This is a genomic window from Candidatus Bathyarchaeota archaeon, assembly GCA_026014465.1.
Lineage (GTDB): Archaea > Thermoproteota > Bathyarchaeia > Bathyarchaeales > Bathycorpusculaceae > JADGNF01.
Genome location: JAOZID010000010.1, coordinates 76,719 through 99,493, shown reverse-complemented (window position 1 = coordinate 99,493; position 22,775 = coordinate 76,719). Strand labels below are relative to the sequence as shown.

The 22,775-nt window shown below is 47.9% G+C and carries 22 protein-coding genes; 14 read left to right on the top strand and 8 right to left on the bottom strand.

The window, feature by feature from the left end:
- Entirely contained in the window at positions 1–2,052 is a 2,052-nt protein-coding gene (locus tag NWF04_02600) for an amylo-alpha-1,6-glucosidase (protein MCW4005477.1), read from the top strand.
- On the opposite strand, the gene NWF04_02595 is transcribed toward NWF04_02600, so the two are convergent.
- From NWF04_02595 to NWF04_02585, 3 genes are all read right to left on the bottom strand, one after another.
- Positions 2,042–2,551 (bottom strand): HEPN domain-containing protein, encoded by a 510-nt coding sequence (locus NWF04_02595; GenBank protein ID MCW4005476.1) that lies wholly within the window; start codon positions 2,549–2,551, stop codon positions 2,042–2,044. The genes NWF04_02600 and NWF04_02595 overlap by 11 nt on opposite strands.
- Positions 2,535–3,149 (bottom strand): nucleotidyltransferase domain-containing protein, encoded by a 615-nt coding sequence (locus tag NWF04_02590; protein MCW4005475.1) that lies wholly within the window; start codon positions 3,147–3,149, stop codon positions 2,535–2,537. Before NWF04_02590 ends, NWF04_02595 begins: the two co-directional genes overlap by 17 nt.
- A gap of 65 nt (positions 3,150–3,214) precedes the next feature.
- A complete protein-coding gene (locus NWF04_02585) occupies positions 3,215–4,252 on the bottom strand; it encodes a DUF4921 family protein (GenBank protein MCW4005474.1) in 1,038 nt (345 codons plus the stop codon).
- A 145-nt stretch (positions 4,253–4,397) separates the two neighbouring features.
- Here NWF04_02585 and NWF04_02580 point away from each other — a divergent pair, with 145 nt between their 5' ends.
- From NWF04_02580 to NWF04_02555, 6 genes are all read left to right on the top strand, one after another.
- A complete protein-coding gene (locus NWF04_02580; GenBank protein ID MCW4005473.1) occupies positions 4,398–5,375 on the top strand; it encodes an ABC transporter ATP-binding protein in 978 nt (325 codons plus the stop codon).
- Positions 5,372–6,322, top strand: a complete 951-nt coding sequence (locus tag NWF04_02575) for an ABC transporter permease (protein ID MCW4005472.1) — start codon at positions 5,372–5,374, stop codon at positions 6,320–6,322. The genes NWF04_02580 and NWF04_02575 overlap by 4 nt, the downstream gene beginning before the upstream one ends.
- A 76-nt stretch (positions 6,323–6,398) precedes the next feature.
- Positions 6,399–6,650, top strand: coding sequence for an Lrp/AsnC ligand binding domain-containing protein (locus tag NWF04_02570; protein ID MCW4005471.1), 252 nt, complete (start codon positions 6,399–6,401; stop codon positions 6,648–6,650).
- Positions 6,651–7,183: 533 nt separating this feature from the next.
- On the top strand, positions 7,184–7,849 hold the full coding sequence (locus NWF04_02565) for a molybdopterin-dependent oxidoreductase (GenBank protein ID MCW4005470.1): 666 nt from the start codon (positions 7,184–7,186) through the stop codon (positions 7,847–7,849).
- Between the two features lie 232 nt (positions 7,850–8,081).
- Entirely contained in the window at positions 8,082–9,209 is a 1,128-nt protein-coding gene (gene dnaG / locus NWF04_02560) for a DNA primase DnaG (protein MCW4005469.1), read from the top strand.
- Between the two features lie 143 nt (positions 9,210–9,352).
- Complete coding sequence (locus NWF04_02555; GenBank protein MCW4005468.1) at positions 9,353–9,925, top strand: rubrerythrin family protein; 573 nt, start codon at positions 9,353–9,355, stop codon at positions 9,923–9,925.
- 37 nt (positions 9,926–9,962) lie between these two features.
- Here NWF04_02555 and NWF04_02550 read toward each other — a convergent pair whose 3' ends face one another.
- Positions 9,963–10,700: a hypothetical protein gene (locus NWF04_02550; protein MCW4005467.1), complete on the bottom strand. Its 738-nt coding sequence runs from the start codon at positions 10,698–10,700 to the stop codon at positions 9,963–9,965.
- Positions 10,701–10,912: 212 nt separating this feature from the next.
- On the opposite strand from NWF04_02550, the gene proB reads away from it, so the two are divergent.
- Together proB and NWF04_02540 are read left to right on the top strand one after the other, a co-directional pair.
- Positions 10,913–12,043 carry a glutamate 5-kinase gene (gene proB / locus NWF04_02545; GenBank protein MCW4005466.1) on the top strand — a complete coding sequence of 377 codons (1,131 nt, stop codon included), beginning with the start codon at positions 10,913–10,915 and terminating at the stop codon, positions 12,041–12,043.
- Positions 12,040–13,287: a glutamate-5-semialdehyde dehydrogenase gene (locus NWF04_02540; protein ID MCW4005465.1), complete on the top strand. Its 1,248-nt coding sequence runs from the start codon at positions 12,040–12,042 to the stop codon at positions 13,285–13,287. The genes proB and NWF04_02540 overlap by 4 nt, the downstream gene beginning before the upstream one ends.
- 223 nt (positions 13,288–13,510) lie before the next feature.
- On the opposite strand, the gene NWF04_02535 is transcribed toward NWF04_02540, so the two are convergent.
- Both NWF04_02535 and NWF04_02530 read right to left on the bottom strand, forming a co-directional pair.
- The gene (locus NWF04_02535) at positions 13,511–16,051 is read right to left on the bottom strand and encodes a BNR repeat-containing protein (GenBank protein MCW4005464.1); all 2,541 of its coding nucleotides are present in this window, start codon (positions 16,049–16,051) and stop codon (positions 13,511–13,513) included.
- 327 nt (positions 16,052–16,378) lie between these two features.
- On the bottom strand, positions 16,379–17,710 hold the full coding sequence (locus NWF04_02530) for a hypothetical protein (protein ID MCW4005463.1): 1,332 nt from the start codon (positions 17,708–17,710) through the stop codon (positions 16,379–16,381).
- Between the two features lie 475 nt (positions 17,711–18,185).
- Between NWF04_02530 and NWF04_02525 the strand changes: the two genes are divergently transcribed.
- The 3 genes from NWF04_02525 (at position 18,186) to NWF04_02515 (ending at position 20,603) form a co-directional block, all read left to right on the top strand.
- The gene (locus NWF04_02525) at positions 18,186–18,710 is read left to right on the top strand and encodes a hypothetical protein (GenBank protein ID MCW4005462.1); all 525 of its coding nucleotides are present in this window, start codon (positions 18,186–18,188) and stop codon (positions 18,708–18,710) included.
- A gap of 206 nt (positions 18,711–18,916) precedes the next feature.
- Positions 18,917–20,269 carry a hypothetical protein gene (locus tag NWF04_02520; protein MCW4005461.1) on the top strand — a complete coding sequence of 451 codons (1,353 nt, stop codon included), beginning with the start codon at positions 18,917–18,919 and terminating at the stop codon, positions 20,267–20,269.
- A 91-nt stretch (positions 20,270–20,360) separates the two neighbouring features.
- Positions 20,361–20,603 (top strand): hypothetical protein, encoded by a 243-nt coding sequence (locus NWF04_02515; GenBank protein ID MCW4005460.1) that lies wholly within the window; start codon positions 20,361–20,363, stop codon positions 20,601–20,603.
- 70 nt (positions 20,604–20,673) lie between these two features.
- Here NWF04_02515 and NWF04_02510 read toward each other — a convergent pair whose 3' ends face one another.
- A complete protein-coding gene (locus tag NWF04_02510; GenBank protein MCW4005459.1) occupies positions 20,674–20,826 on the bottom strand; it encodes a ribbon-helix-helix domain-containing protein in 153 nt (50 codons plus the stop codon).
- Between the two features lie 187 nt (positions 20,827–21,013).
- Here NWF04_02510 and NWF04_02505 point away from each other — a divergent pair, with 187 nt between their 5' ends.
- Both NWF04_02505 and NWF04_02500 read left to right on the top strand, forming a co-directional pair.
- A complete protein-coding gene (locus tag NWF04_02505; GenBank protein MCW4005458.1) occupies positions 21,014–21,316 on the top strand; it encodes a hypothetical protein in 303 nt (100 codons plus the stop codon).
- 62 nt (positions 21,317–21,378) lie between these two features.
- Positions 21,379–21,891, top strand: a complete 513-nt coding sequence (locus tag NWF04_02500) for a nitroreductase family protein (protein ID MCW4005457.1) — start codon at positions 21,379–21,381, stop codon at positions 21,889–21,891.
- Between the two features lie 48 nt (positions 21,892–21,939).
- On the opposite strand, the gene NWF04_02495 is transcribed toward NWF04_02500, so the two are convergent.
- Entirely contained in the window at positions 21,940–22,635 is a 696-nt protein-coding gene (locus NWF04_02495) for an acetate--CoA ligase family protein (GenBank protein MCW4005456.1), read from the bottom strand.
- Positions 22,636–22,775 lie beyond the last annotated feature (140 nt).

Below are 22,775 nucleotides of genomic sequence, written 5' to 3'. Positions count from 1 at the left end.
ATGAAGCTCCCCACCTTAAGCTTGGACAAAAAGGCGTTGTTTGATGTTGATTGGGCACAAAAACAAGAATGGCTAATAACCAACGGGTTAGGCAGCTACGCGTCAAGCAGCATCGTAAACATTAACTCACGCAAATACCACGGCTTGCTGGTATCAGCGCTTAATCCGCCCAGCGACCGAACCGTTTGCCTCGCAAAACTCGACGAAGAACTCTTCATAGCAGACCGCGTCTTTTTACTAGGCTCCAACGAATTCTGCGACACATTCTACCCCAAAGGCTTTGCACACCTCAAAGAATTCACCATCGCACCCTACCCCACATGGCTCTACAGCATACGCGACGTAGAAATGCAAAAAACCGTTTTCATGCCCTACCAAAAAAACCAAGTCACCACCCTCTACCAAATCACAAACCAAAACAGCTTCAACGTCACCTGCAAAATCACGCCCATGATAGCCTGCAGACACTTCCACACTGTCATGAACAAATGGCAAACCCCCTTCGAATTCACCCAAACCCCCCAAAGCAGGGGCGTGGAGCTAAACTGCACCAAACCCAAAGTACGCCTTAGCATAACCGCCACAGAAGGCACGTTTTCTGAAGAACCCAACTGGATAGAGCACCTCTACTACGTTGAAGAAGCCCTGCGGGGAGAAACCAGCATCGACGACAACTACCAACCAGGGTACTTCCAAATCAGCATCCCCGCAAACAGCACCAAAACCTTCGCCATAACAGCCACCACCGACCCCCAAACCACCGCAATAGACAGCGCCGCAGAAGCCCAGCAGGCTTTAACTCAAGAAATTGAGAGGCACAGCAGCTTCTTAGACACGTTCTATAAGGCGCATCCGTCGGTTCCCGTTTCGGATTGGCTGAGTTGGGCTTTGCTTGCTTCGGACACGTTTGTGGTTTCGAATCGGGAGCAGAGCCGCCGCAGCGTCATAGCGGGGTATCCGTGGTTTGAAACATGGGGCAGGGACACGTTCATCTCGTTGCCAGGGCTAATGCTGGTAACAGGCAAATTCGAGCAAGCCAAACAGGTGCTTTTGACGTTTAGCGAAAAATGCAGGCACGGCTTGATTCCCAACCTTATCGGCGATAAGACAGGCGAAGCAGCATACAACACGGTAGACGCTACGTTATGGTTTGTTAACGCGGCTTTGCAGTACCTCAAGTACACGGGCGATTTCGAGTTCATCCAAAGCCAGCTTTGGGAGACCCTGCAAGAAATCCTAAACCGCCACGTTGAAGGGACAAATTTTGGCATACACGCCGACGAGGACGGCTTGCTCATGCATGGGGAGCAGCTTACGTGGATGGATGCAACCCCCAACGGAAAAGCAGCAACGCCCCGAGCAGGGAAAGCTGTGGAGGTTCAGGCGCTTTGGTACAACGCACTTAAGACGATGCAGATGCTTGCGGGCAGATTCGAAGCCTCCACGGTAGAGCAGACCAGTGCCGAGTTGGCAAATAAAGCCAAAGCCAGCTTCAACAAGCAGTTCTGGAACCCAAACAACGGCGCCCTCTACGATGTCGTAGCCGAATCGGGCAAGGATGCGTCGGTGCGTCCCAATCAGGTCATAGCCGCCGCGCTTGATTACCCCATAATCGACACAGCCAAAGCCATAGGCGTCGTAGAAATCGTTGAGGAACGGCTATTGGTTTCTTGTGGCTTGCGAACCTTAGAGCCAGATAACCCCCAGTTTAAGGGCGAGTATTTTGGTGACCGCAAAACCCGCGACCAAGCCTACCACAACGGAACCGTCTGGCCCTGGCTACTAGGACCCTTCACCACCGCCTACATCAAAACCCACGGCGCCACCGCAGAAAACCGCGAACGCGCGCTGAAAAAATTTGTAGAGCCACTTTTTGTGCAGCAAATCAAGCAGGCAGGCATGGGAACTGTAAGCGAAATTTTCGATGGTAACGAGCCGTACACGCCCAGAGGCTGCATCTCCCAAGCTTGGAGCATAGCCGAACCCCTACGAGCCTACATCCAAGACATAGAACAGATACGCCCACAGCACGAAAAAGAAATCAAAAACTAATTCCCGTTACCCCGCGGGGTTTGAGTTGGCGGCGGATGCTGGCGATTTGCTTGGGGGTTATGTTTTCTATGGTTTTTTCGATTTCTAGGACGAAGTGGCGGGCGTTTTTTGCGTTGTTTTTTGTTGCTTGTTTGGTTTGTTCTTGTTCGACGTAGTATTGGGTTTCTATGCGGTCGTTTTTGGCTTGGTCAAGCTCTTCTGCTAATTTGGGGTCAATTATGTTGTTTTTGGCGAGGAGTAAGGCTAGGTTGATTGTGCAGTCGTGGATTTCAGATTTGATGCCTATCTTCATCAGTAAGGCGTACAGTGCAAAGTATCGGGCGTAGTAGGCGGTTGTTGTTATCCAATCGGTTTCTTCAAGCTCAATTGCGGCGTTCATCGTGTTAAGCGCGCTTACGGATTTCTTTAGATACGCCTTAGTCAAGTTTAGATTAGGGCTGATTATGCGTATTCCATGTTTCTGCCTAAGACACCACCACAAATTACTGTCGCTCAACATACTGCCTCCAAAGCGCCGACACAAAAGCGTCAGGATTACACAGAATAATGTGGTCTGCAACGATTTCTTTTATTAAAATATCGCCCGTCTGCAAACCTGAGTTGAAATTTTCGGGAGTAGACGTTTTTATGCTGATTTTTTTGCCAAAAGTTTTTTGGAACTTTTCTATGTGGTCGGTTTGTTTGTTTGTCAGTTTGTCCATGCTAAAGAGGTCTATGTCGCTTTCTTTGGTGGCGTAACCTTTCACTTGGCTTCCAAACAGAACAATGGGGGAGAGAAAGTCTAAAGCGTGCAAATGAGTTGCAAGTTTTTTTAGGAGAAAATTCTGGTTCAAGTATTCGATTGTGGCAAGTTCTTCTGTGATTATGAGGTAATTTTTTGTTAAGGCGTTTTCGGGGTTTAGCAGGTACTGTTTGTTTCTGCCTGATGTTTCGGATTTCAAGATTTTTTCTGATTCAAGTTTGTTTAAGTGGGGAAGCAACGTAACATGGCTTATGTCTAGGAGTTTTGCCATTTCGCGTACATGCAGGTTGACCGCGTAATCCGTGCGGTATAAACTAAGGACACCCAAACCTTTTTCGGTAACTTTTAATACCATATGGTAGAAATAACAACCATTAACTTTTAAGGGTTACGGCACAAACCAAACCCAAAAACGCAAGGTTAGGCAACATGCTTTTTGAGTTCGGCAGCCGCGGTTTCTGGAGGGATAGTGTTGATGTATGTACAGGTACTTTTCTCAAAGCCCGCCCAGTTGGCAAGTTTAGGGTAGACCTCAAGGTGCCAGTGATAATACGCCTGCTGGGTTTTGTTTATGGTTAAGTGTATGCCGTAGTTGTATGGGGGATCGTTTACGAGGTTTTTGAGGGCGTTTAGGGCACTTTGGAGGGTCTGCGCAAAAGCTTGGGTTTCCTCGGTTGTGAGGTCAAGCGGGTTGGGGCTGTGGCGTTTGGGCACTACCCAAAACTCTAAGGGGTGCACGCTGGCGTAAGGCGCAAAAACCGTGAAGTGCTCGTTGTCGAGGATGCCGCGCGGACCTTGCGCTTCGGTCTTAGCTAAGCCACAAAAGATGCATTGTCCCGTGTTTTCGTAGTGTGTTTTGCTGGCGGCGATTTCTTCTTTGACGATTTTTGGCGTGAAAGGCATGCCAATTATTTGGCTGTGCGGATGCGACAGTGAAGCGCCTGCGTCTATGCCGTAGTTGCGAAAAACCTGCACGTACTTCACGTACGGCTGCGCAGATATGGCGGCTAAGCGGTCTTTGTATGCGTTGATTACGTGGATGAGCTGCAGTAGGGGCATAGTTGCGGTTTGGTCGCTGTGCACGGACGATTCGATAATCACTTCATGATGCCCAATGCCGTAGCCAAACCGTTCATTCTCCAAAATATGCTCTGCGTCGGCGGACTGTTTGGGCGGCGAAAACGCAGGATACAGATTTGGGATGCAACGAACAATCCAGTCTTTGCGGCGCGAACCATTCTCATCCTTAGACTTAACCACCTTGCCGTCTTCGCCTTTTAGGTACAGCAACACCGCAGGCGTCGTCATATGCTCATTACCAGAACACAAAGGACAAACCGCAGTCTGGTCTACAGCATGTTTGGATTTAGCAAAATCAGTAGGCCTGCGGCTACGCTCCGTAGCAATCACAACCCAACGGTCAAGCAAATAGTCCTTTCGCAGTTCATTATACGGCATAAACAAGTCTCCGTGCACTGTACAAAGGTAGGTTTAGACAGATTTTAGCGTTTCCAAAAACGGGTGGACGTGTGGGAGCCTGTTCTGGTTTGTCTTAAAGCTTAAATGTGCATATTCAAATATTTCTTGTTGGATGTGTTGTTTGTTGTCGTTTGCTGTTGAGACTGAGGGTTTGGTGAAGCGTTATGATTCTTTGGTTGCAGTTGACCGTTTGAGTTTAAGGGTTAAGCGTGGGGCGGTTCATGGTTTTTTGGGTCCTAATGGTGCGGGTAAGACGACGACGATTAAGGTTTTGGTTGGGCTGCTTAGGCCTGATGAGGGCTCTGTGAAGGTTTTGGGTGAGGAGATTCATGGTAAGTCGGGGGTTTTGGGTTGGTTTGTGGAGCAGGCGGATTCACGTTTGGGTGTGGGGTATATGCCTGAGTTGCCCAAGTTTCCAAAGTTTTTGAAGGGGGCGGAGTTGTTGGATGTTTATGGGCGCATGTATGGTATGAGTGAGCAGGAGCGCAGGGAGCGGATTCCACATTTGGTTGAGTTGGTTGGGCTGCGTGGCAGGGAGAATGATTTGATTGGCAAGTACAGCAAGGGCATGCAGCAGCGTATTGGAATTGCGCAGGCGCTTTTGAACAGTCCCGAGTTGGTGATTTTGGATGAACCCAGCCTTGGATTAGACCCCGTGGGCATGGTTGAAGTGCGCGAACTCGTAAAAGAAATCGCCAAAGAAGGCATCACCGTCTTGGTCTCGTCGCATCTGCTCTTTGAGGTAGAGCAAATCTGCACGGACGTAACCATCATCAACCGCGGCAAAGCGTTGGTGTCGGATACGTTGCAGAACGTTTCAAGCATGCTCTCAGGACCCGCACTAATGCACGTAGAAGTCTCCAAAATGTCCAAAGAAATAGTAGAGGGCGTACGCGAACTGCCCTTTGTTTCAGATGTCATTGTTACGGGGAATACTTTGAGGGTTCAGGTTTCCACGCGCGAAGATGTACGCGTAGCAGTCTCACAGCAGGTGACCAAGTTGGGCGGCGTCATCGTTGGGATGAGCCAGAAAACCAGCAACCTTGAAGACGTATTCATACAACTCATAACTAAAGACAAACAAGGAGGCAAAAAACAATGACCACCCAAACGGCTACGCGGACACGTCCAAGCTGGATTACACGGTTCTTAGCAATTGTACGCTACGAGATGCTTTGGAACATACGCAAGAAAAAATTCATGGGCATAGTCATCCTCGCGCTTGCGTTGTCTATTATAAGTTTGGCTTTGCCGCCGATCCTAAGCAGCACCACAGGCGAAGCCATAGCTGCAAACCCCAACTACGCCGTAACCTTCACCACGCCGGGCATTGTCATGTTCTTGTTTGCCTTGGTAATTGCAATGAACAGCATATCCAGCGAATTCGAAAGCGGAACCATAGTCCCCTTGCTCACCAAACCCGTTTCACGAACCATGGTTTTTGCGGGCAAACTCTTCGCCACGCTCCTGATACTTCTGGTCACGTACGCCATACTTTTCACGTTAGCGGGTGTAGGTGCAGTGTTTGTTTATGGACCGCAGAATAATTTGCATTTGGCGCCTCTGGGGCTCTTGGGAAATGTAATCAGCACGTTTATTTGGGTTGCCATAATCTTGGCGGCGGGTTCGCTTTCCAAAAACACGATGCTTTCGGCGCTTTTTGCTTTGGGCATTTTTGTGGGTTTGCTTTTTGCGGTTCCGATAATTTCGGTTTTTGTTGGGCCCTCGCCTGCGCTAAATCTTGTGCCGGGAGGCGGTGTTGAAGGTGCGTTTCTTACAAATCAAGGTGCAGTAGCGTTAACCGCGGGAACGGATAGCATAGGCACAAACTTGGTTAACTATGTGCTTCATCCCTCAGCGGAAGTGAACTTTACCCAAATAAGCATAGACTTAACCGTGAACGACCAACCAATCATTGACCAAACTACAGCTTATACGCAGCCGTTAGCGTCGGTAGTGGCAAACGCAGTGGGCATAGCTTTCGCATACATCATCGCGTTCCTGTCGATTGCGTGGCTTGCACTCAAACAAGCACAAATACTAGAATAGCACGGCACTTTGGCGGGACGGGGATGTTAGAAAAATATTTTAATGCTACGCTACAAAGTAGTGTGTGAGGATTGATATGCCTACAGCATTTGTACTTATTAACACTGAAATAGGTTCTGAAAGCGACGTTCTCGAGGAGTTAAAAACAGTTGAAGGCGTAAAGGAGTCTTCTGCGGTTTATGGCGTCTACGACATCGTGGCACGTGTTACGGCAGACACCATGGACCGGTTAAAGGAGATTGTAACGTGGCGCATCCGCAGGCTCGACAAAGTGCGTTCCACCCTCACCATGATTGTAGTTGAAGAAAAACTGCAGCAGCAAAAGTAAATCTTCAACTTTCTCTTCCTCTTTGTGAAGAGAATCCTAGTTTTTCGGCTGTTTATGCCTTGTTTGCTGTAACTTTTTGCACATACACACTTTTTTAGGCGGCAGTAAGCAATTGCATTAAAAGGTGAGATTTGTGGAATCAACAGAGTTAGTTGAGTGCCCTTGGTGTGGCGATACTTTTCAAAGCGTCATAGACTTAGAGATGCATGCAAGGCAACATTTCAAGCCAAAACGCTAACCCACTGTTTTTTATAAACCACCAGCAAAACAACTTTGCGACCAAACCGCGTTTAGTTTACGGCAAAATCATCAAGAAAACAAGGATTTTTGGGCAAAACGGTAATAACTAAGAGTCTTCATTAGGTATTGTTAAGCAGTTGAGCAGTGCCAGTTTCTTTGATATGCAATAGTTTTTGCAACGCTTTTGTTTGAGGTTACTTCGAAGTTATGGCTAAGTCAACGATTCGTTGCTGACAAGAAAAGGGGCAATCAACGGGACGGTTGCCAAGCATAAAATGGGGTTATCTAAAGAAATGGAAAAAACAAGATTTAGCAAAGTCAGACCGTATGTTGTTGTTTTGTTGGGGGTAGCTTTGATTGTTACGTTGTTTGTTGTAGGGTACCCGCGTGCACCTAAGGATTTGTATCCTTCGGAGATTCGCGATTATGAAGGGCAAGACCTCTCGTCTATAGGGGAGTTTAGGGAGAACTCGATTAGTGGTCCACAGCACGTGAATATTACGAATTATCAGCTTGCAGTTTCGGGTCTTGTTGATAACACTTTGCAGCTTAGCTATCGTGACGTAGTAAACGGGCATCAGCAGTACCAAAAAGTAGTTACCCTCTACTGTGTTGAAGGCTGGGACGTAACTATTCTGTGGGAGGGGATCTTGGTGGAGGATTTGCTATTGCAGGCAGGCGTTAAACCCGAAGCAAAGGTGGTTATTTTCCATGCGTATGATGGCTACACAACTTCGCTGCCCATTGAGTACATCCAAGGCAATGACATACTGCTTGCGTACAAGATGAACGGGTTGACGCTGCCGCCTGAAAGAGGCTACCCCTTTGAGTTAGTAGCAGAAAGCCAGTACGGGTACAAATGGATAAAATGGGTCACCCAAATTGAACTCTCTGACGATGTAGACTACCGCGGATACTGGGAACGCAGAGGCTTCCCAAACAACGCCACCCTCCCCTAAAAGTTCATGGACAGAAATGACATGTTTAGCTAAAAACCGTGAGGTTGAAGGCGTAGAAACCACAAGCATTATTAAACCGTGCGAACAATAATTGATAAAAACGCTAAACGTTTAATAACTCGCATGACTTGACGAAAAGCTCTTTTCATGCACATTAAACCTTAACTTAAACATCACAAAAAAGGAGGCTAACCTTACGGGTACATCTCAAACATTTACTATAAAGTATATTATACATGCAAGATTTGACATTGAAGGTGTTGTTGAAAAACCTGATGTAATCGGAGCAGTTTTTGGTCAAACTGAAGGACTATTTGGTCCAGAACTAGATTTGCGGGAACTGCAAAAAACTGGTCGCATCGGCAGAATCGAAATTGAGCTACATTCTAAGAATGACCGCACCCACGGCGCCATTACCATACCTACCAGTTTAGACCGCGTTTCCACGGCTCTTATAGCCGCAAGCGTTGAAAGCATAAACCGCGTAGGACCATGCAGCGCCAAAGTCATACTTGACAAAATCGAAGACATCCGCGAAGCCAGACGCAAAGTCATCATCGACCGCGCCAAAACAATCCTGCACAAATGGAACATCGAATCCATGCCCAGCGTCGACGAAGTCTACAAAGAAATCAGCGACACCCTCAAAACAGGCAAAGTCGAAAAATATGGCCCCGACGAGTTGCCAGCGGGTCCAACCTTTGAAACCGCCAAAGAAATACTCGTAGTCGAAGGCAGAGCAGACATCATAAACCTCATGCGCTGCGGCATAACAAACACCATCGCACTTGAAGGCGCCAAAGTCCCCGACAGCATCCGACGACTAACCAAAGAACGCCCCGCAACCGCACTGCTAGACGGCGACCGCGGCGGCGACCTCATACAAAAAGAACTCCTGCAAGTAACAAGCGTAAAATTTGTTGGCAGGGCTCCTCGCGGCAAAGAAATCGAGGAATGCAACTGCAAGGAAATTGCTGAAGCCATAGAAAACAAGGTTCCAGTTTCCGAGTTACGCCCCTCAAAACGTGCACCGCCACAACCTAAGCAAGAAAAACCAAAAACCGTGTTCCCCGAAGCCATCGGCAAAACAGCTAAAGAACTGCAGGGCTCTCTTGAAGCAGTGCTGCTAAACGAGAAACTCGAACAAATCGAACGCTTACCCGTCAGCCAACTCGCAGAAAAACTACAACAAATCACAGGCGTAGACACCATAATCTTCGACGGCATCATCACCCAACGCATCGTAGACATTGCCAGCGACAAGAACATCAAAAAAATCATTGCCTCACGCGTCTCAGAAGCAGTCAAACCCGTCCTAAACGTCGACCTGCACACCTTCCAAACAGTACTCCCCCGCTAAACTCACCCCCTTCTCCCACGCCTCTTCTTTTTACACAAGCCAACGTGTAGGGGAGGCGTTGTTTTATGGAAAAGGGGTTTGTTGCTGCGGATTGTTTTTATTTTTCTTCTGTTCCCTTTATGAGCTAAGGAGTTAAGTTATTTATGGAGCTAAAAGGTAGCCAAACAGAAAAGAGTCTCTTAGCAGCTTTTGCAGGAGAATCTCAAGCTCGAAACCGTTACACCTACTTTGCAAGTGTTGCTAAAAAGGAAGGTTACGAACAGATTTCCGCCATATTCCAAGAAACCGCAGACAACGAGAAAGAGCACGCGAAACGTTTCTTCAAGTACCTGCAAGGCGGCGGAGTAGAAATAACCGCGATGTACCCCGCAGGCGTAATTTCCACGACCGCAGACAACTTGAAAGCGGCAGCTGATGGCGAGAAAGAGGAATGGAGCATGCTTTACCCGAATTTTGGCGAAGTCGCCGAGAAAGAAGGTTTCCCTGAAGTGGCAAAGACGTTCCGTGAAATAGCGAAAGTTGAAGTTGAACATGAACGCCGCTACCTAAAACTGCTCGAGAACGTCAAGCAAGGCACGGTCTTCAAGAAAGACAAGGTTATCAAATGGAAATGCCGAAACTGCGGCTACATCCACGAAGGCACCGAAGCCCCAAAAGTCTGCCCCGCCTGTGAACACCCACAGAGCTACTACGAAGTCTGGGCACAAACCTACTAACCGCCATTTTGGCGCTCTCTTCTTTTTTGCTTTGCTGTTACATGAAATCTGTCAAGTTAACGGTGTTGAAGCAAAATTCTGCGGAGCCCAGCATGAACTGCGGATGCTTTTCCAAGATGAAGTCGCGGTCGTAAGTTGTTTCGCTAAGGTTTATGACTACGTTTGCTTGCTCAGCGGCTAATTGGCGAAGCTGGCGGTTTTGGTCTTTGTCTGGGGATGGCGGGAAAGTTGTGATTACGGTCACGTGGTTTTTTCGGGCGAAGTCTTGCAGGTAAGCGGTGATTTGGGCGAAGGCGTAGTGGGCTTCTTCTTTTGGGACGTCGTGGCTTAGGAATAGTTCGGCGATGTTGGATACTACAACGAGTTTTGCGTTGACTTGGTTTACCATGGTGTGCAGGTGTTCCATTATGGTTTGGGTTAGGTGATAGGCGTCAATGGCTTTGGATAGGACGATTTTGGATAGAGCTTTTTTTGGGTTGAGGTGGCTGAGTTGTGCGCGGCGGCTGATTTGGTTTTGGTTGAAGGCATTGGCTGCGTCTATGAAGACTACGTTGCTGTTTAAGCCTCCAAGCTGCGTGGGTAACTGGGCACGTACACACAGTATTGAAGCAAAAGAAGCCACAGAAACTGCAGATGAACCATACACGACTGCAAAGTCACCTATAGCAAACCCTGGGAACAAATCGTTTAGGCTGCGCATACCTGTCGACAACCGACGCTGCGTTTGCGTTGTTTGCTGGGTTTGAGGGTTTTTTACGATGAGAGTTTGAGACATTTTTTCTGTGCTCCTTTTTGTCTAAACTCCTGTTTTGCGTTCTTTTCCTTTTAAGCTATCCAAGAAACTGCTGTCTGGTGCAGGGAGGAGAGGTAGCTTGAACTGAACAGATTGCCAGGTGTTTACGGCGGTTTTTTGGGTGTTGGGGTTTGGGGTTGGATTTTTAAGTGAGAAATGCTGTATCCCAGTTGTATTATTGGTTGAGGGTTGTTATGGGTCAGAGATTGGTTGTGGTGAAGGTTGGGACTAGCAGCATAACCACGGTGGAGGGCACGTTGGATGAAAATGAAATGGGCAGGTTGTCTGAGCAAATCGCTGCGGCGGTTAAAGATGATTACCGCGTGGTGTTTGTGACGTCTGGTGCGGTGGCTGCTGGCGTTTCGGAGTTGGGCACGTCTGGGAAGCCCCGCGATATTGTGTTTCAGCAGGCGGCTGCAGCGGCGGGGCAGGGCGTTTTGATGGAGAAATACCGCGAACTCTTCCGCAAACACGGGTTAAGGGTGGCGCAAATTTTGCTTACGGCAGAGGATTTGTCTAACCGCGCTTCATACGTGCACACCTGCGACGTGCTAGAAATGCTGCTGGACTTGGGCGTGGTTCCAATAATTAACGAAAACGACGTAACCAGCGTAGACGAACTCATGCCCGTAAACGAGGGCTACCAAGTGAATTTTAGCGACAACGACATCCTAAGCGTGCTGGTTGCAGGAGCCATAGGAGCAGAACTCGTAGTTATCCTCTCCGACGTTGACGGCTTATACACCACCGACCCCGCCAACCCCGACGCCGTCATGATCCGCAACGTAGAATCCATCACCGAAAAACTCAAAAAATCTTTGGAGGGCAAAAACAAAAGGGGCAGAGGCGGCATCCAAAGCAAAATAAGAGCAGCCGAAATCGCCACCACCTGCGGCATACCCGTAATCATCGCTAACTGCCACAAACAAAACGTGCTTCTTGACGCGTTGGCTGGCAAAGAAGTGGGGACGTATTTTAAGCCGAGTCGTCCCATGAAGGCGTTGAAGCGTTGGATTGCGTACTGCGCAGCGGTTAAGGGACAGATTTACGTGAACGAGGGCGCTAAACAGGCGTTGCTGGAGGGTTCAGGGTTGCTGCCCGTGGGCGTAACCAAAGTGGTGGGGCAGTTTAGTGCCTGTGACGTGGTGAGTTTAGTGGATGAGCAAGGAACAGAGTTCGCCAAGGGAAACCCTAACTACGACAGCACCGAATTAAACCTAATTAAAGGGTTAAAAGTAAAAGAGGTACAGCAAAAACTTGGGTCTGACTGCCCAAAAGACATCATAGAGCATCACAGTATACATTTTATTGAGGAAGAAAAATGAGCACCGTACTTGAGATTTGCCAAAAAGCACGCGCCGCCTCCTACGAGGTAGCAAAACTCTCCGAGCAAACCAAAAACAACGCCCTGTGTAAAATGGCAGACGCCCTAGAAGCTAACGCCAGCAAGATTTTAGAGGCAAACCAGCTAGACGCAAAAGCCGCACAGGAAAAAGGTCTAAAAGCGGCGTTGCTTGACCGCTTGGCGCTGGACCAGAAAAAAGTCGCGAATATGGCAAAGTGCCTGCGTGAAGTCGCCGCTATGCCTGAACCCGTTGGAGCCATCGAAAAAACGTGGACGCGACCCAACGGCTTAATCATTGGGCAGCTGCGTGTTCCCATGGGCGTGGTGGGCGTCATTTATGAGTCTAGGCCTGACGTGACCTCTGATGCTTCGGGCATTTGCATTAAGAGCGGGAACGCGGTGGTTTTGCGTGGTGGCTCAGATGCGTTGAACAGTAACGTTGCCATCGGAACGGTGCTGCGTGAAGCCTTGGCGGATACGGGTGTGCCTGCAGACGCTATACAAGTGGTTGCTTCGCCTGACCGCGCAGCCGCAACTGAACTTATGAAGATGCGCCAGTACATTGACGTGCTAATCCCCCGAGGCGGCGCCAACCTCATCAAAACCGTCGTCGAAACCTCGCATATACCTGTCATCGAAACAGGCACAGGCAACTGCCACCTCTACGTCACACAAGACGCCAACCAAGAAGAAGCCGTACCCATCCTGATAAACGCCAAATGCCAACGCCCCGGAACCTGCAACGCAGTTGAAAAACTCCTTGTAGACCAAGCCATCGCAGCAGAGTTCTTGCCCAAAGCAGTTGCGGCACTACGGGAAAACGGCGTGGAAGTGCGCGGGGACGAGCAAACCCAAAAAATCGTCCCAGACATAAAGCCCGCAACAGAAGAGGATTGGGGCACCGAATTCTTAGACTTGATAATCGCCATAAAAGTCGTATCAGGCTTAGACGAAGCTATAACGCACATCAACAAGTACAGCAGCAAACACAGCGAAAGCATCCTAACCACAGACTTCGACAAAGCCCTCAAATTCATCAAACAAGTCGACTCCGCCGCCGTCTACTGGAACTCCAGCACACGATTCACCGACGGCAACCAATTCGGACTAGGCGCAGAAATCGGCATATCCACCCAAAAACTCCACGCACGCGGACCCATGAGCACCCAACACCTAACCACCACCAAATACTTCATACTCGGCAGAGGACACATCCGAAAATAACCCAAAAACAAAACCTCAAGGCAAGCTTTTCTGACCTACCCCCTCCCCCCTTTCTGCATACAATTAATATTTGCATCCAAATAGGTTGGTGAGCCTGCTTGTTGTGCGTGTTTTTTGTTGTCCACGGTTAAGGTCAAGTGTGGCAGCGGCTATTTTTTGCGGCGTTTGGTGGGACGGGGCAAAATGTGGGGTTAGCAAGAAAAAGGAGAAAGGAGAGTGGGGGTTAGGTTTTGTTGTGGTTTTTGTGGTGTTTGTAGGTGGCTAGTGCGGCGAAGCAGGCTGCGAGGGCAAGCAGTGCGCCTAGGGTGTATTCTGGGACGGCGAAGGGGGTTTGGATTTGGTAGGTTGCGGTTATGGTGTCTTCGGTTTGTTGGGAGATGGTTATTTGGTGTATTTGTGTGTTGTTGTTGCTCCAGTTGGTGTAGAGGTAGGTTGTGTCAGAGACGTTTACGGGGCTTAGAGCTTCTATGATGTGGTTGCTGTTTAGGTTCCACGTGAAAGTGCGCGGCGTGGTTATGGTTTCGCCGTCTACTTTGATGAAGCCGTCTCCAGAGGGGTTAGAGGTTATGGTTACGTCTTTGGTGGCAAGAGGGCAAGCTGAAGAGTTCTCTTCAAAATTCGCGGTTATCCAGCATGGACCACGTATAATTGCAGTGTAATTATCCGCCAAGTCAAGCACTTCAGCATCACCTAGAACACTCCAGTAACCAAATTCATAACCCAAATTAACCGTAGCATTCACCAACAAAGACCCAGCATCCCGCCACGAATTATACCCCACAGGAGAAATCGCTCCCCCAACAGACGGCGACACCGAAAAAGTCACCTGATACTGCGGTCTGTAGTATCCAACTATTGTCATTGGCCCCGTTAAGGAAGACACAGAAGAAGGAACAGACAAATCTAACTCGAATCGTTTGCCTGAAGTTGTGCTTGAAACAGTGTCTTGATAGATGTAGTTAATTGGGGCGCCACTATCAAACCAGCTTTCGCAGGGCATATCTATGTTTAGGGTATAGCTTGTGTAGTTACTTCTAGAAGGCACATATGAAACGATTAAGTCGGTGGCTGCAACAGAAGAATCGAAACCTGAAGTATCGAAGATTACCTTGTACTGAGTTTTCCATTGAGCTGTTTCAGTTATGGGGCCATAAACCGTAATTGAAGTAAAGTAGTCGGGTCCTGTGTATGCGCCGGGGCCTGAGCCGATCCAACCTGCAAAAGAGTGTCGAACATACTCGTTTTCTTGAACTACTGGAGTAATCATGTATATGTTCGCTGTATCGCCTTCATTGTACCAGCCGTCACCACTAGTTGTTCCGTATCCACCGTTATCAAGTGTAACGTAGTATTGTTTGCCGTAAGATGCCAAGATGCTGTCGTTTCCCGCTTCAAAAGGAGTATAAGTTCCACTTCTCTGTGTTGACATGCCTGAAGTTCTGAACCAAGAGTAACGTGAACCTGAATCTATGCCAAGATTTGGATAGTATTCATAATTGTGGCTACTACCTACAGTCCAGTTAAGGGTTACTGGCAAATCCGCCAAGGTATAATTCACCCAATCAACAGCTAAGACAGACCCGTTAAAGTCAGGATTTACGCCCATTTGGCTAAAAGTCACGGCGAAAACCTCATCTGGTGAAGGAGTTGCAGTTGTAGTTGCATACTTTATGAAGAAGTCGTTGTTCATGTAGCTTATATGGGGAATATCGCTTGAGTCTAGTTCAAAGGATATGGAAGTTGAATATACATGACTGCCCAAATTTAGGGTTTGCACAGCCCAACGGGTATTGTTTCGGTGTGCATAAGAAAGCCCGTTGTATGCAGAGTTATTGTAGTATACTACATGAGGGTTACCATCAGAAGCGATTTTGATATCACATATGCTTCCAGAACTCATTCCCAAGCCTATTGTTTCAGTAACCCAAACAGAGCCATTCCAGTATGCATATTTCTGTGCTGCTTCTTGGTAGCTATAATAGGCAACATGGGGGTTATCTGTTGAGTCTAAGGCTAAAGATGTGTACTGTCCCACGGTTCCCAATGGTGACCCTACCGTCTCTAAATGCCAAGTTGCTCCATCAAAACGGGCATATTTCAAGTTGCTATGGGTGACATCGTAATAGCTAACATGGGGGTTACCCAGTGAATCAACGGCTATGGAAGTGTATTGTCCAACGGTACCTGCGGAATCAACAGTTTGGATGACCCACGTTGAATTAGATTTGGTTGCATATCTAAGTTCATACTCAGTTATTCCAGGTGGAAAAACATACGCGGAACAATAGCAGCTTATATGCGGATTGCCTTCTGCATCAACAGCCATATCATAAGAATCGTATCTAATGTAGGGGTCGGCATCTATTTCATCAAGGTTCCAAAGGGTGCCGTTCCAGTAAGCGTACTTCAAAATTCCACCACTATCGGCGTCGTATACAATGTGGGGATTATCATCTGGATCTAGAGCTATTACGCAGTCATTTGCGTATTGCCCTGTAGAGTCAACAGTTTCTATGTCCCATGTGGTGCCGTTCCAGTGGGCATATTTTAGGTCGCCGTTGTTGTAGTCGCGGTAGACTATGTGGGGATTGTCGTTGGAGTCTATGGCTATGGAGGTTTGTGTTTGGGAGGTGTAGCGTATGGGGTCTACGGTTTCTGCGGTCCAGGTTGTTGCGTTAGCAGTAGGCGTTATGCAGGAAAAAAATATGGCCAAAGAAAAAACGGCGGTAAGCAAAAATAGGGTTTTTTTGTTCAGTTTGTTCACTTGTTTCTTCTCCTTTCTCTTAGGTGAAATCTGGTTTGAATAATTCAAAGTGCATCTATAAGGTTATCGTCATATTATCATGGAGAAGCCAACCATGAACCAAGCAAAAACCACACAGGCAATAGCCAGAATTCACATAAACCACGCCAATCTCACAAGCAAGAAACAAAACATGGCAAAAACCACAAAAATGACCAGTAAAACACAAACAAAAAACAAAATTTGGCGCCAATTTTATGTTTTAAAATAAATCTGCAAGAATATTTTTTGGGAAATAGGGAAAGAGGGGTTGGGGTGTTGCGGGCAATGGGGGGTTGTTTTTTGGTTTTAGTGGTGTAGGAGGCTGTCGCGTTTTTTGAAGAGCAGTAGTGCTGCTAAGCATGTTAGTAGTGCTGCTAAGCCACCCCATGTGTACTCTGGGACTACGAGCAGGTCTGCGCCGTTGCCTGTGGTTCCCGTTATTGCCGTGCTGGCTGTGTATGTTTCGTCGCCTGTGAATTCTGCTTTTATGACGTAGTAGCCGTTAGCTATTGTTGAGGGGACTTGCCAGTTGTGGGTGTAGGAGCCGTCGCTTTGTGTTGTGGTTGTGGCTATGGGGGTCCATGCTCCGCCGTCAGAGTAGCTAAGCAGGATGGTTTTGTCAGGTATGCCGGTGCTGTCGTGGGTTAGGGTGCCTGTGAGGGTTGTGGTGTTGGTTAGATTTGTGTTTACGGTTTGGGGAGCGCAGTTGATTGTGATGGAGGTGCTTTTGGGTTCTGTTGTGGTTGTGTTTTTGTAGTTTGCTGTTACGGTGGTGTTGAAGTTTGGTGTGGTGTAGGTTCCAGAGGTTCCTGTTAGACCGTTGCCGTTAGTCCAGCTATCAAAACTGTAAACAGTGCTATCCCAACCCGTGAGGGGTGTTGAGACTGCTATTGTGTGGGTGGAGCCTTTTTCCCAGATGAAATGAGTTGAGGGCAAATCGTAGTAGTCGTAGCCTAAGCCATCAATCGTTAGTACAACGCCGCCCGTGAAGGTGTCTAGCACGCTCGTGGCAAAGTCGATTTGCACCGTTGCAACTTCATAGTGCACCGTTACGGTCGTGTCTTCATTGGGAACGGTAAATGTGCCTGTAGCGCCAGTTAAGCCGTTGCCGTTAGTCCAACCCGCGAAAGTGTAAATTGCTTCATCCCAGCCAGTAAGAGGCGTAGATGCCGCTATTGTGTGGGTGGAACCTTTTTCCCAGATGAAATGAGTTGAAGGCAAATCGTGATAGTTGTAGCCTAAGCCATCAACGGTGAGCACAACGCCTCCGGGGAATGTGTCAAGTCCGCTTGCAGCAAAGTTAACCTCAACCGTTGCAGGACCGTAATTGGCGGTCACGGTTGTGTCTTCGTTTGGAACAGTGAAAATGCCTACTGCGCTGGTTAGGCCGTTGCCGTTAGTCCAGCTATCAAAACTGTAGACGGTGCTATCCCAGCCCGTAAGTGGGGTAGATGCCGCTATAGTGTGGGTGCTGCCTGCTGTCCATTGGAAAGTGCGCCAGGATAAATCCCAATAGTCAACTTGTATAGTGCCGTCTATGGTGAATACGGTTCCGCCGCTAAAGGTGTCTAACCCGTTTGCCGCGAATTTTATGGTGGTGGCTGCGGGTATTGCCGCTACTTGAGAGATTGTGGGCAACAAAAGCACCGCTGCCCCCAAGAATATAATCAATAATGTGGAACTAAACTTTTTTCTCAACATTTCAACCACCCTTGTTTGCATACGCTCTCTACATACTGGAGACTCGTTTTTGCATAAAACCAATGTTCCGAAAACAGACACGTATCCAAAGCCGAAAAGCCCATAGACGATGCGTCCTGCACGGCTTTTAAATGGTATAGATAAATTTTTCCACTCACAGTTCTCCTCTCACTAGAAGCCTCATCCAAAGTGCATTGTGGGAATAACTGACACAAAAACTTTGTGTTTCTGATTTGATGTTAATACATACTAAACCAAAACAAACCCAACATGCACAAACAGGCTACATCAAAACATGCGCGCAAAGATAGAGTTTGGGCAGAATGGGGGGTTGTGTTTTGTGGGTTTTGGGGGAAACCTTTTTGGTTTGAAGGCTGCAAGGTATAGCAGTTTGTGTGTTTGGTGAGGCTTGATGGTTGATAAGGCGGAGCTTTTGAAGTGGAGTAGGAAGTATGATAAGGCTAATGGGTGGCTGGTGCAAAAGGAGCAGGCGTTGGGTGCAAAGTTTCGCAAGAACAAGGCGTTGACGCGGGAAGACTTGGTGCAGGTGGTGGAGTGGAAACTTGGGGAAAATTCAAAGAAGCAGCGGGTTTTGGAGGCAGTAGCCAAAAATGACGAAGCAGAAGTTGCCCGCATCACGGGTCAGGTCTTTAACGTTGTGGGCACCCAAGACGCCTACCGCATAAACAGCCTCACCACCCTTGATGGAGTAAGCCCCGTAATGGCAAGTGTCATACTAACCTTTTTTGACCCCCAAAACTACGGCATCTTCGACGCCCCAGCCTGGCAAGCCCTCCTAGGCAACCCACCCCAAAACCTGTTCACCACCCAAAACTACCTGCGCCTACTAACTTCACTGCGAAAAACCGCCCACAAACACAACCTATCCGCACGAACCATCCAAAAAGCCTTCCACCAAAAAAACCTCACCAAATAACTGTGCAGCCACGCATCAGATTTTACTGTAGCCCAGTGCAGGGCGTTTTTGAAATTCAGGCAGCAAGAAAGCCTTGGAGAGAAGCGGATTTGCATGTTGCCAGGGGCGTACATGCCGGTTTTTGATATATTGGGGTTGTGAGAGTTTTGCTATAAAAGGAGACTATCTTGTGTATGCATAAACATGAATCCAGAAAGGGATGAAGTATGATGAAAAAATCCAAGCTCCTGATAATTATGACCGCGGTTTTAGCGGGTTTCATGATGATGTCTTTGGTGCCTCAGGGTCAGGCGTCTTTGACGTATAATTTGACTGTCAGTTATGATGTGGTGGGTGGGGGAGATCCTAATCCGCCTACGCTGCATTATTGTGATTTGTTGTTGCGGTCCCGGACGTATACGCTTAGTTCTGAGCCGCACACGTTGATGATGTGGGGCAGTACTGAATGGTCGGTTGAGCCAGGTAACGTGTTGGATGCTTCAAAATCTGAGCGTTGGTACTCAAGCGATGTAGTATGGAGCGGCACTGCACCCAAATGGGGCGGCTCTGACACTTACGTTTGGACATACACGCACCAAGTAAAAGTCCACTTTGACACATCAAACCAGGTAAAGAAAGACACCTCCAGCCCCGTAGTTACTGTAAACGACCAAAAAGTACGGGGTTCACAGTTGCCCTACACCACAGGCTGGATTAACAGCGGCAGCTACCTATCCTACCGCTTTGAAAGCCCCATCGCGTCGTCCTCAGCGCCTGAAACCTCCTACCTCTGGAGTGCCACCCAAGGAATGGACCAAAACCTGCAAGGCAACAGCTTCAAAGTCAAATTCCCAGGCACAATCACTGCGCAATACGCCACGGCTACTGTGAGCAAGTATGAAGTAAGCTTTGCTGCAAGCCCAGTTGGAGGCGGCGTAGTCACGCCCTCAGAGACAGGCATGTACGAAGATGGAGCACAAATCCCAATCATGGCTACTGCCAACGACGGCTACGTTTTCAAAGAGTGGAAAACCAAAGGCAACATACACGTAGACGACAAAACATCAACCAGCACCACAGCAACCATCAAAGGCTCCGGAACCATAACCGCCACCTTCAAACCAGGCACCTTAGCACCCACAGAACTAACAATTTACTGCAACCCCGAAACAGTAGACAAAACAGGCTCCAACACCACGAACATAACAGGCAAACTAACCAGCAACGGCGCACCCGTCCCAAGCAAAACCGTAATAATTAGCTACTTTGACGGCGCTGAGTGGATTAAAATTGGGGGGTTCCAGACAGGTCCTGACGGTGTGTACCTGTTTGTTTGTGATGTGCCTGAAGAGATAGAAAACGGCTTGTACGCGATGAAAGCAGAATTCATGGGTGATTCGTGTTACAAAGCAAGCACAGCAGCCACGGGCACTGTAGGAAACAGCGGTCACTTACTGGTGGTTCCCGAATACTACTTTGGCGGATTGGCATCAGTTGCCATTTGCTTTGCCGCCCTGCTCGTGTTCAAAAACCGCAAAAACGTCTCTCGCCTATACAAAAACGGCGAGAACAAAAACTAACCTCTTTTTCTTTTCTTCTTTGCATCTTTGTAGACCCAGTAAACCGTTTAAGCTTCTACAGCCTAACTGTTAGGTATAGGAAGTGTTGGTTATGGTTAAAACGGTTAGTTTGCCTGATGCAGTTTATGATGATTTAGTTTTGGTTTCCAAAGAGTTAGAGGCGATGGCTAAAAAGCCGATGTCTTTGGGTATGGCGGTTTATCTTCTTACGGCGGTTTATCGTTCGTATATTAGTGAACCTTGTGCGCGGGATAGTTTTTGTCAAAGACTTGCTAACGCGGATATCATGTCGCCCGAAGAATTTGAAAAAGCTTGTGAAACAGCGGAGCCATAACCAGCCAGCTAAGCATTGCTCCCACTGAAAAAACAAGAAACGGGTTTAACGGCACCAGGGTTGGCTACGTTTAAGTCGACAAGGTTTTTTCTTGTTTTATCATCTGCATAACCGAGTATTCGATGGCGTGGCTACGCGACGCGAACTTGCGGGATTCAACGTTTTTGTCCATCCAACGAACTATGTCGTCCCTTATGGTGACCTGGAGTCGGATTTTTCCCATACACTTTTAACCTCTTCACTTGATTCCTCTTGGTTGCCCACGTTTTTTGGTTTTATGAATTTAGAATATGAAATTAGTACGCCAAAAGAGGCTTATTTGATTTTGTGCTCAATAATACACTATTACACACACAAAAGAGCAGGTTTAGGCGGCTACGTTTTTAAGAGATGACCTGTATGAGTCAGACATGGATTTCGCGTTTCAGTTCAGCGCAAGTTGGTACGTACTTTTCGCAGGGTTCTTACTAGGCTGGCTGACAATAGTAGTAATACGAAGAAAACACTTCCAAAAAGAAGCAATCCAACAAATCGTCTTAGGCGTCTTTGGAATGTGCGCCCTAATCTCCATGGAGCTGTTTGCTGTATCCACCAACCTTTGGGATTACGCCCCCATGAACTGGCCCGTGATTTTGTGGCCCACCTATTTTGCAGCTGTGCTTTTTGGATACCAACTCCTAAGGGTAGTTGAAACAATTGCGCCCCGCAAGTAACCGTTGGCGGCTGCGGAAAAAACATATTTGGGCGTGTGCGCAAGTGAAAGGTGGTGCTGTAGTTGGATGTTTTTGAGGCAGTACAGGCTCGTCGTAGCATAAGAAGCTACCAAGACAAACCCGTGGAAGAAGAGCAACTGCAAAAGCTACTTGAAGCAGCTAGGCTCTCCCCGTCAGCGGTAAACCGTCAACCCTGCGAGTTCATAGTAATCCAAGCCCCCGAAGCAAAACAACGCATGCAACAAGCATACCCGAAAAACTGGTTTTTCACCGCGCCCCTAATCATAGTCGCATGCGCAGATCCCCAAAAAGCGTGGCAAAAAAAAGACAACGAAGAAATCTGGAAAATCGACGCCGCCATCGCGCTTCAAAGCTTAGTGCTAACCGCCACTGCCCAAGGCTTAGGAACATGCTGGGTGTGCGCGTTTGACGAAGAAAAAACCAAGGAAATTCTGGGAATCCCAAGCAACATCAAAGTGGTCGCCATGACGCCTGTGGGTTACCCCGCCGAAGAAAAAGGCGCCATCACGGACAGAAAGCCCGTTTCTGAAATGGTGCATTATAACCGCTGGTAGCTTGGTTGCCAAAAAAGGGCGTGGATACGCTCTTGTTGTGTTTGGGGGTTATTCGAGGATTATGCGTGCGTCTACGGTTTTTGCGCCTTTTTCGTATGCCATGACGGGGTTGAGGTCGAGTTCTTTGATTTCGGGGTGTGCCATGACTAGTTTGGAGGTGTTTAGCAGGATTTCTGTGATGGCGTTGACGTCTGCGGGGGATGAGCCGCGGAAGCCTTTGAGCAGCGGATACGCTTTGAGCTCGGATATCATGTCTAAAGCATCACGTTCAGAGAGGGGCGCAACTTTGAACGTAACGTCCTTAAGCATTTCAACGAAAATGCCGCCTAACCCAAACATAAGAGTCTGACCAAACGTTGGGTCTTTGATTGCGCCGATTATGATTTCGGTGGATTGGGGAGCCATTTCCTGAATCAGGATGCCTACGATTTGGGCGTCTGCCTTGTATTTTTTGGCGTTATCTAGAATCGTTTTGTAGGCAGCTTTGACTTCTTGCGGGGTTTTAAGGTTAACTTTAACGCCGCCTGCATCTGATTTGTGAACAATATCAGGAGAAACAATTTTCAAAACCACGGGAAACCCGATTTTTTCAGCGTAATTGGCTGCTTGCTCTTCTGTTTTTGCCAGTTCAAACTTGGTGACTGCGATGCCGTATTCTGCGCAGATAGTTTTCGCCTCTGTTTCCAAAAGAGCCTTACGGTGTTCTTTGCGGGCTTGAGCAATTATCTTCTTAGTTTTATTCAAATGTCCACCACTCAATGCAGACTACGGGAAAATAACACGTCAACTCATATTTAAAACAGTTTTGCCAACAGAAAAAAGAAAAAACAGAACAAAACAGCTCCCACAGGCAGTCGCGGCGTAGCAGCGGAGGTTTTTGGAGG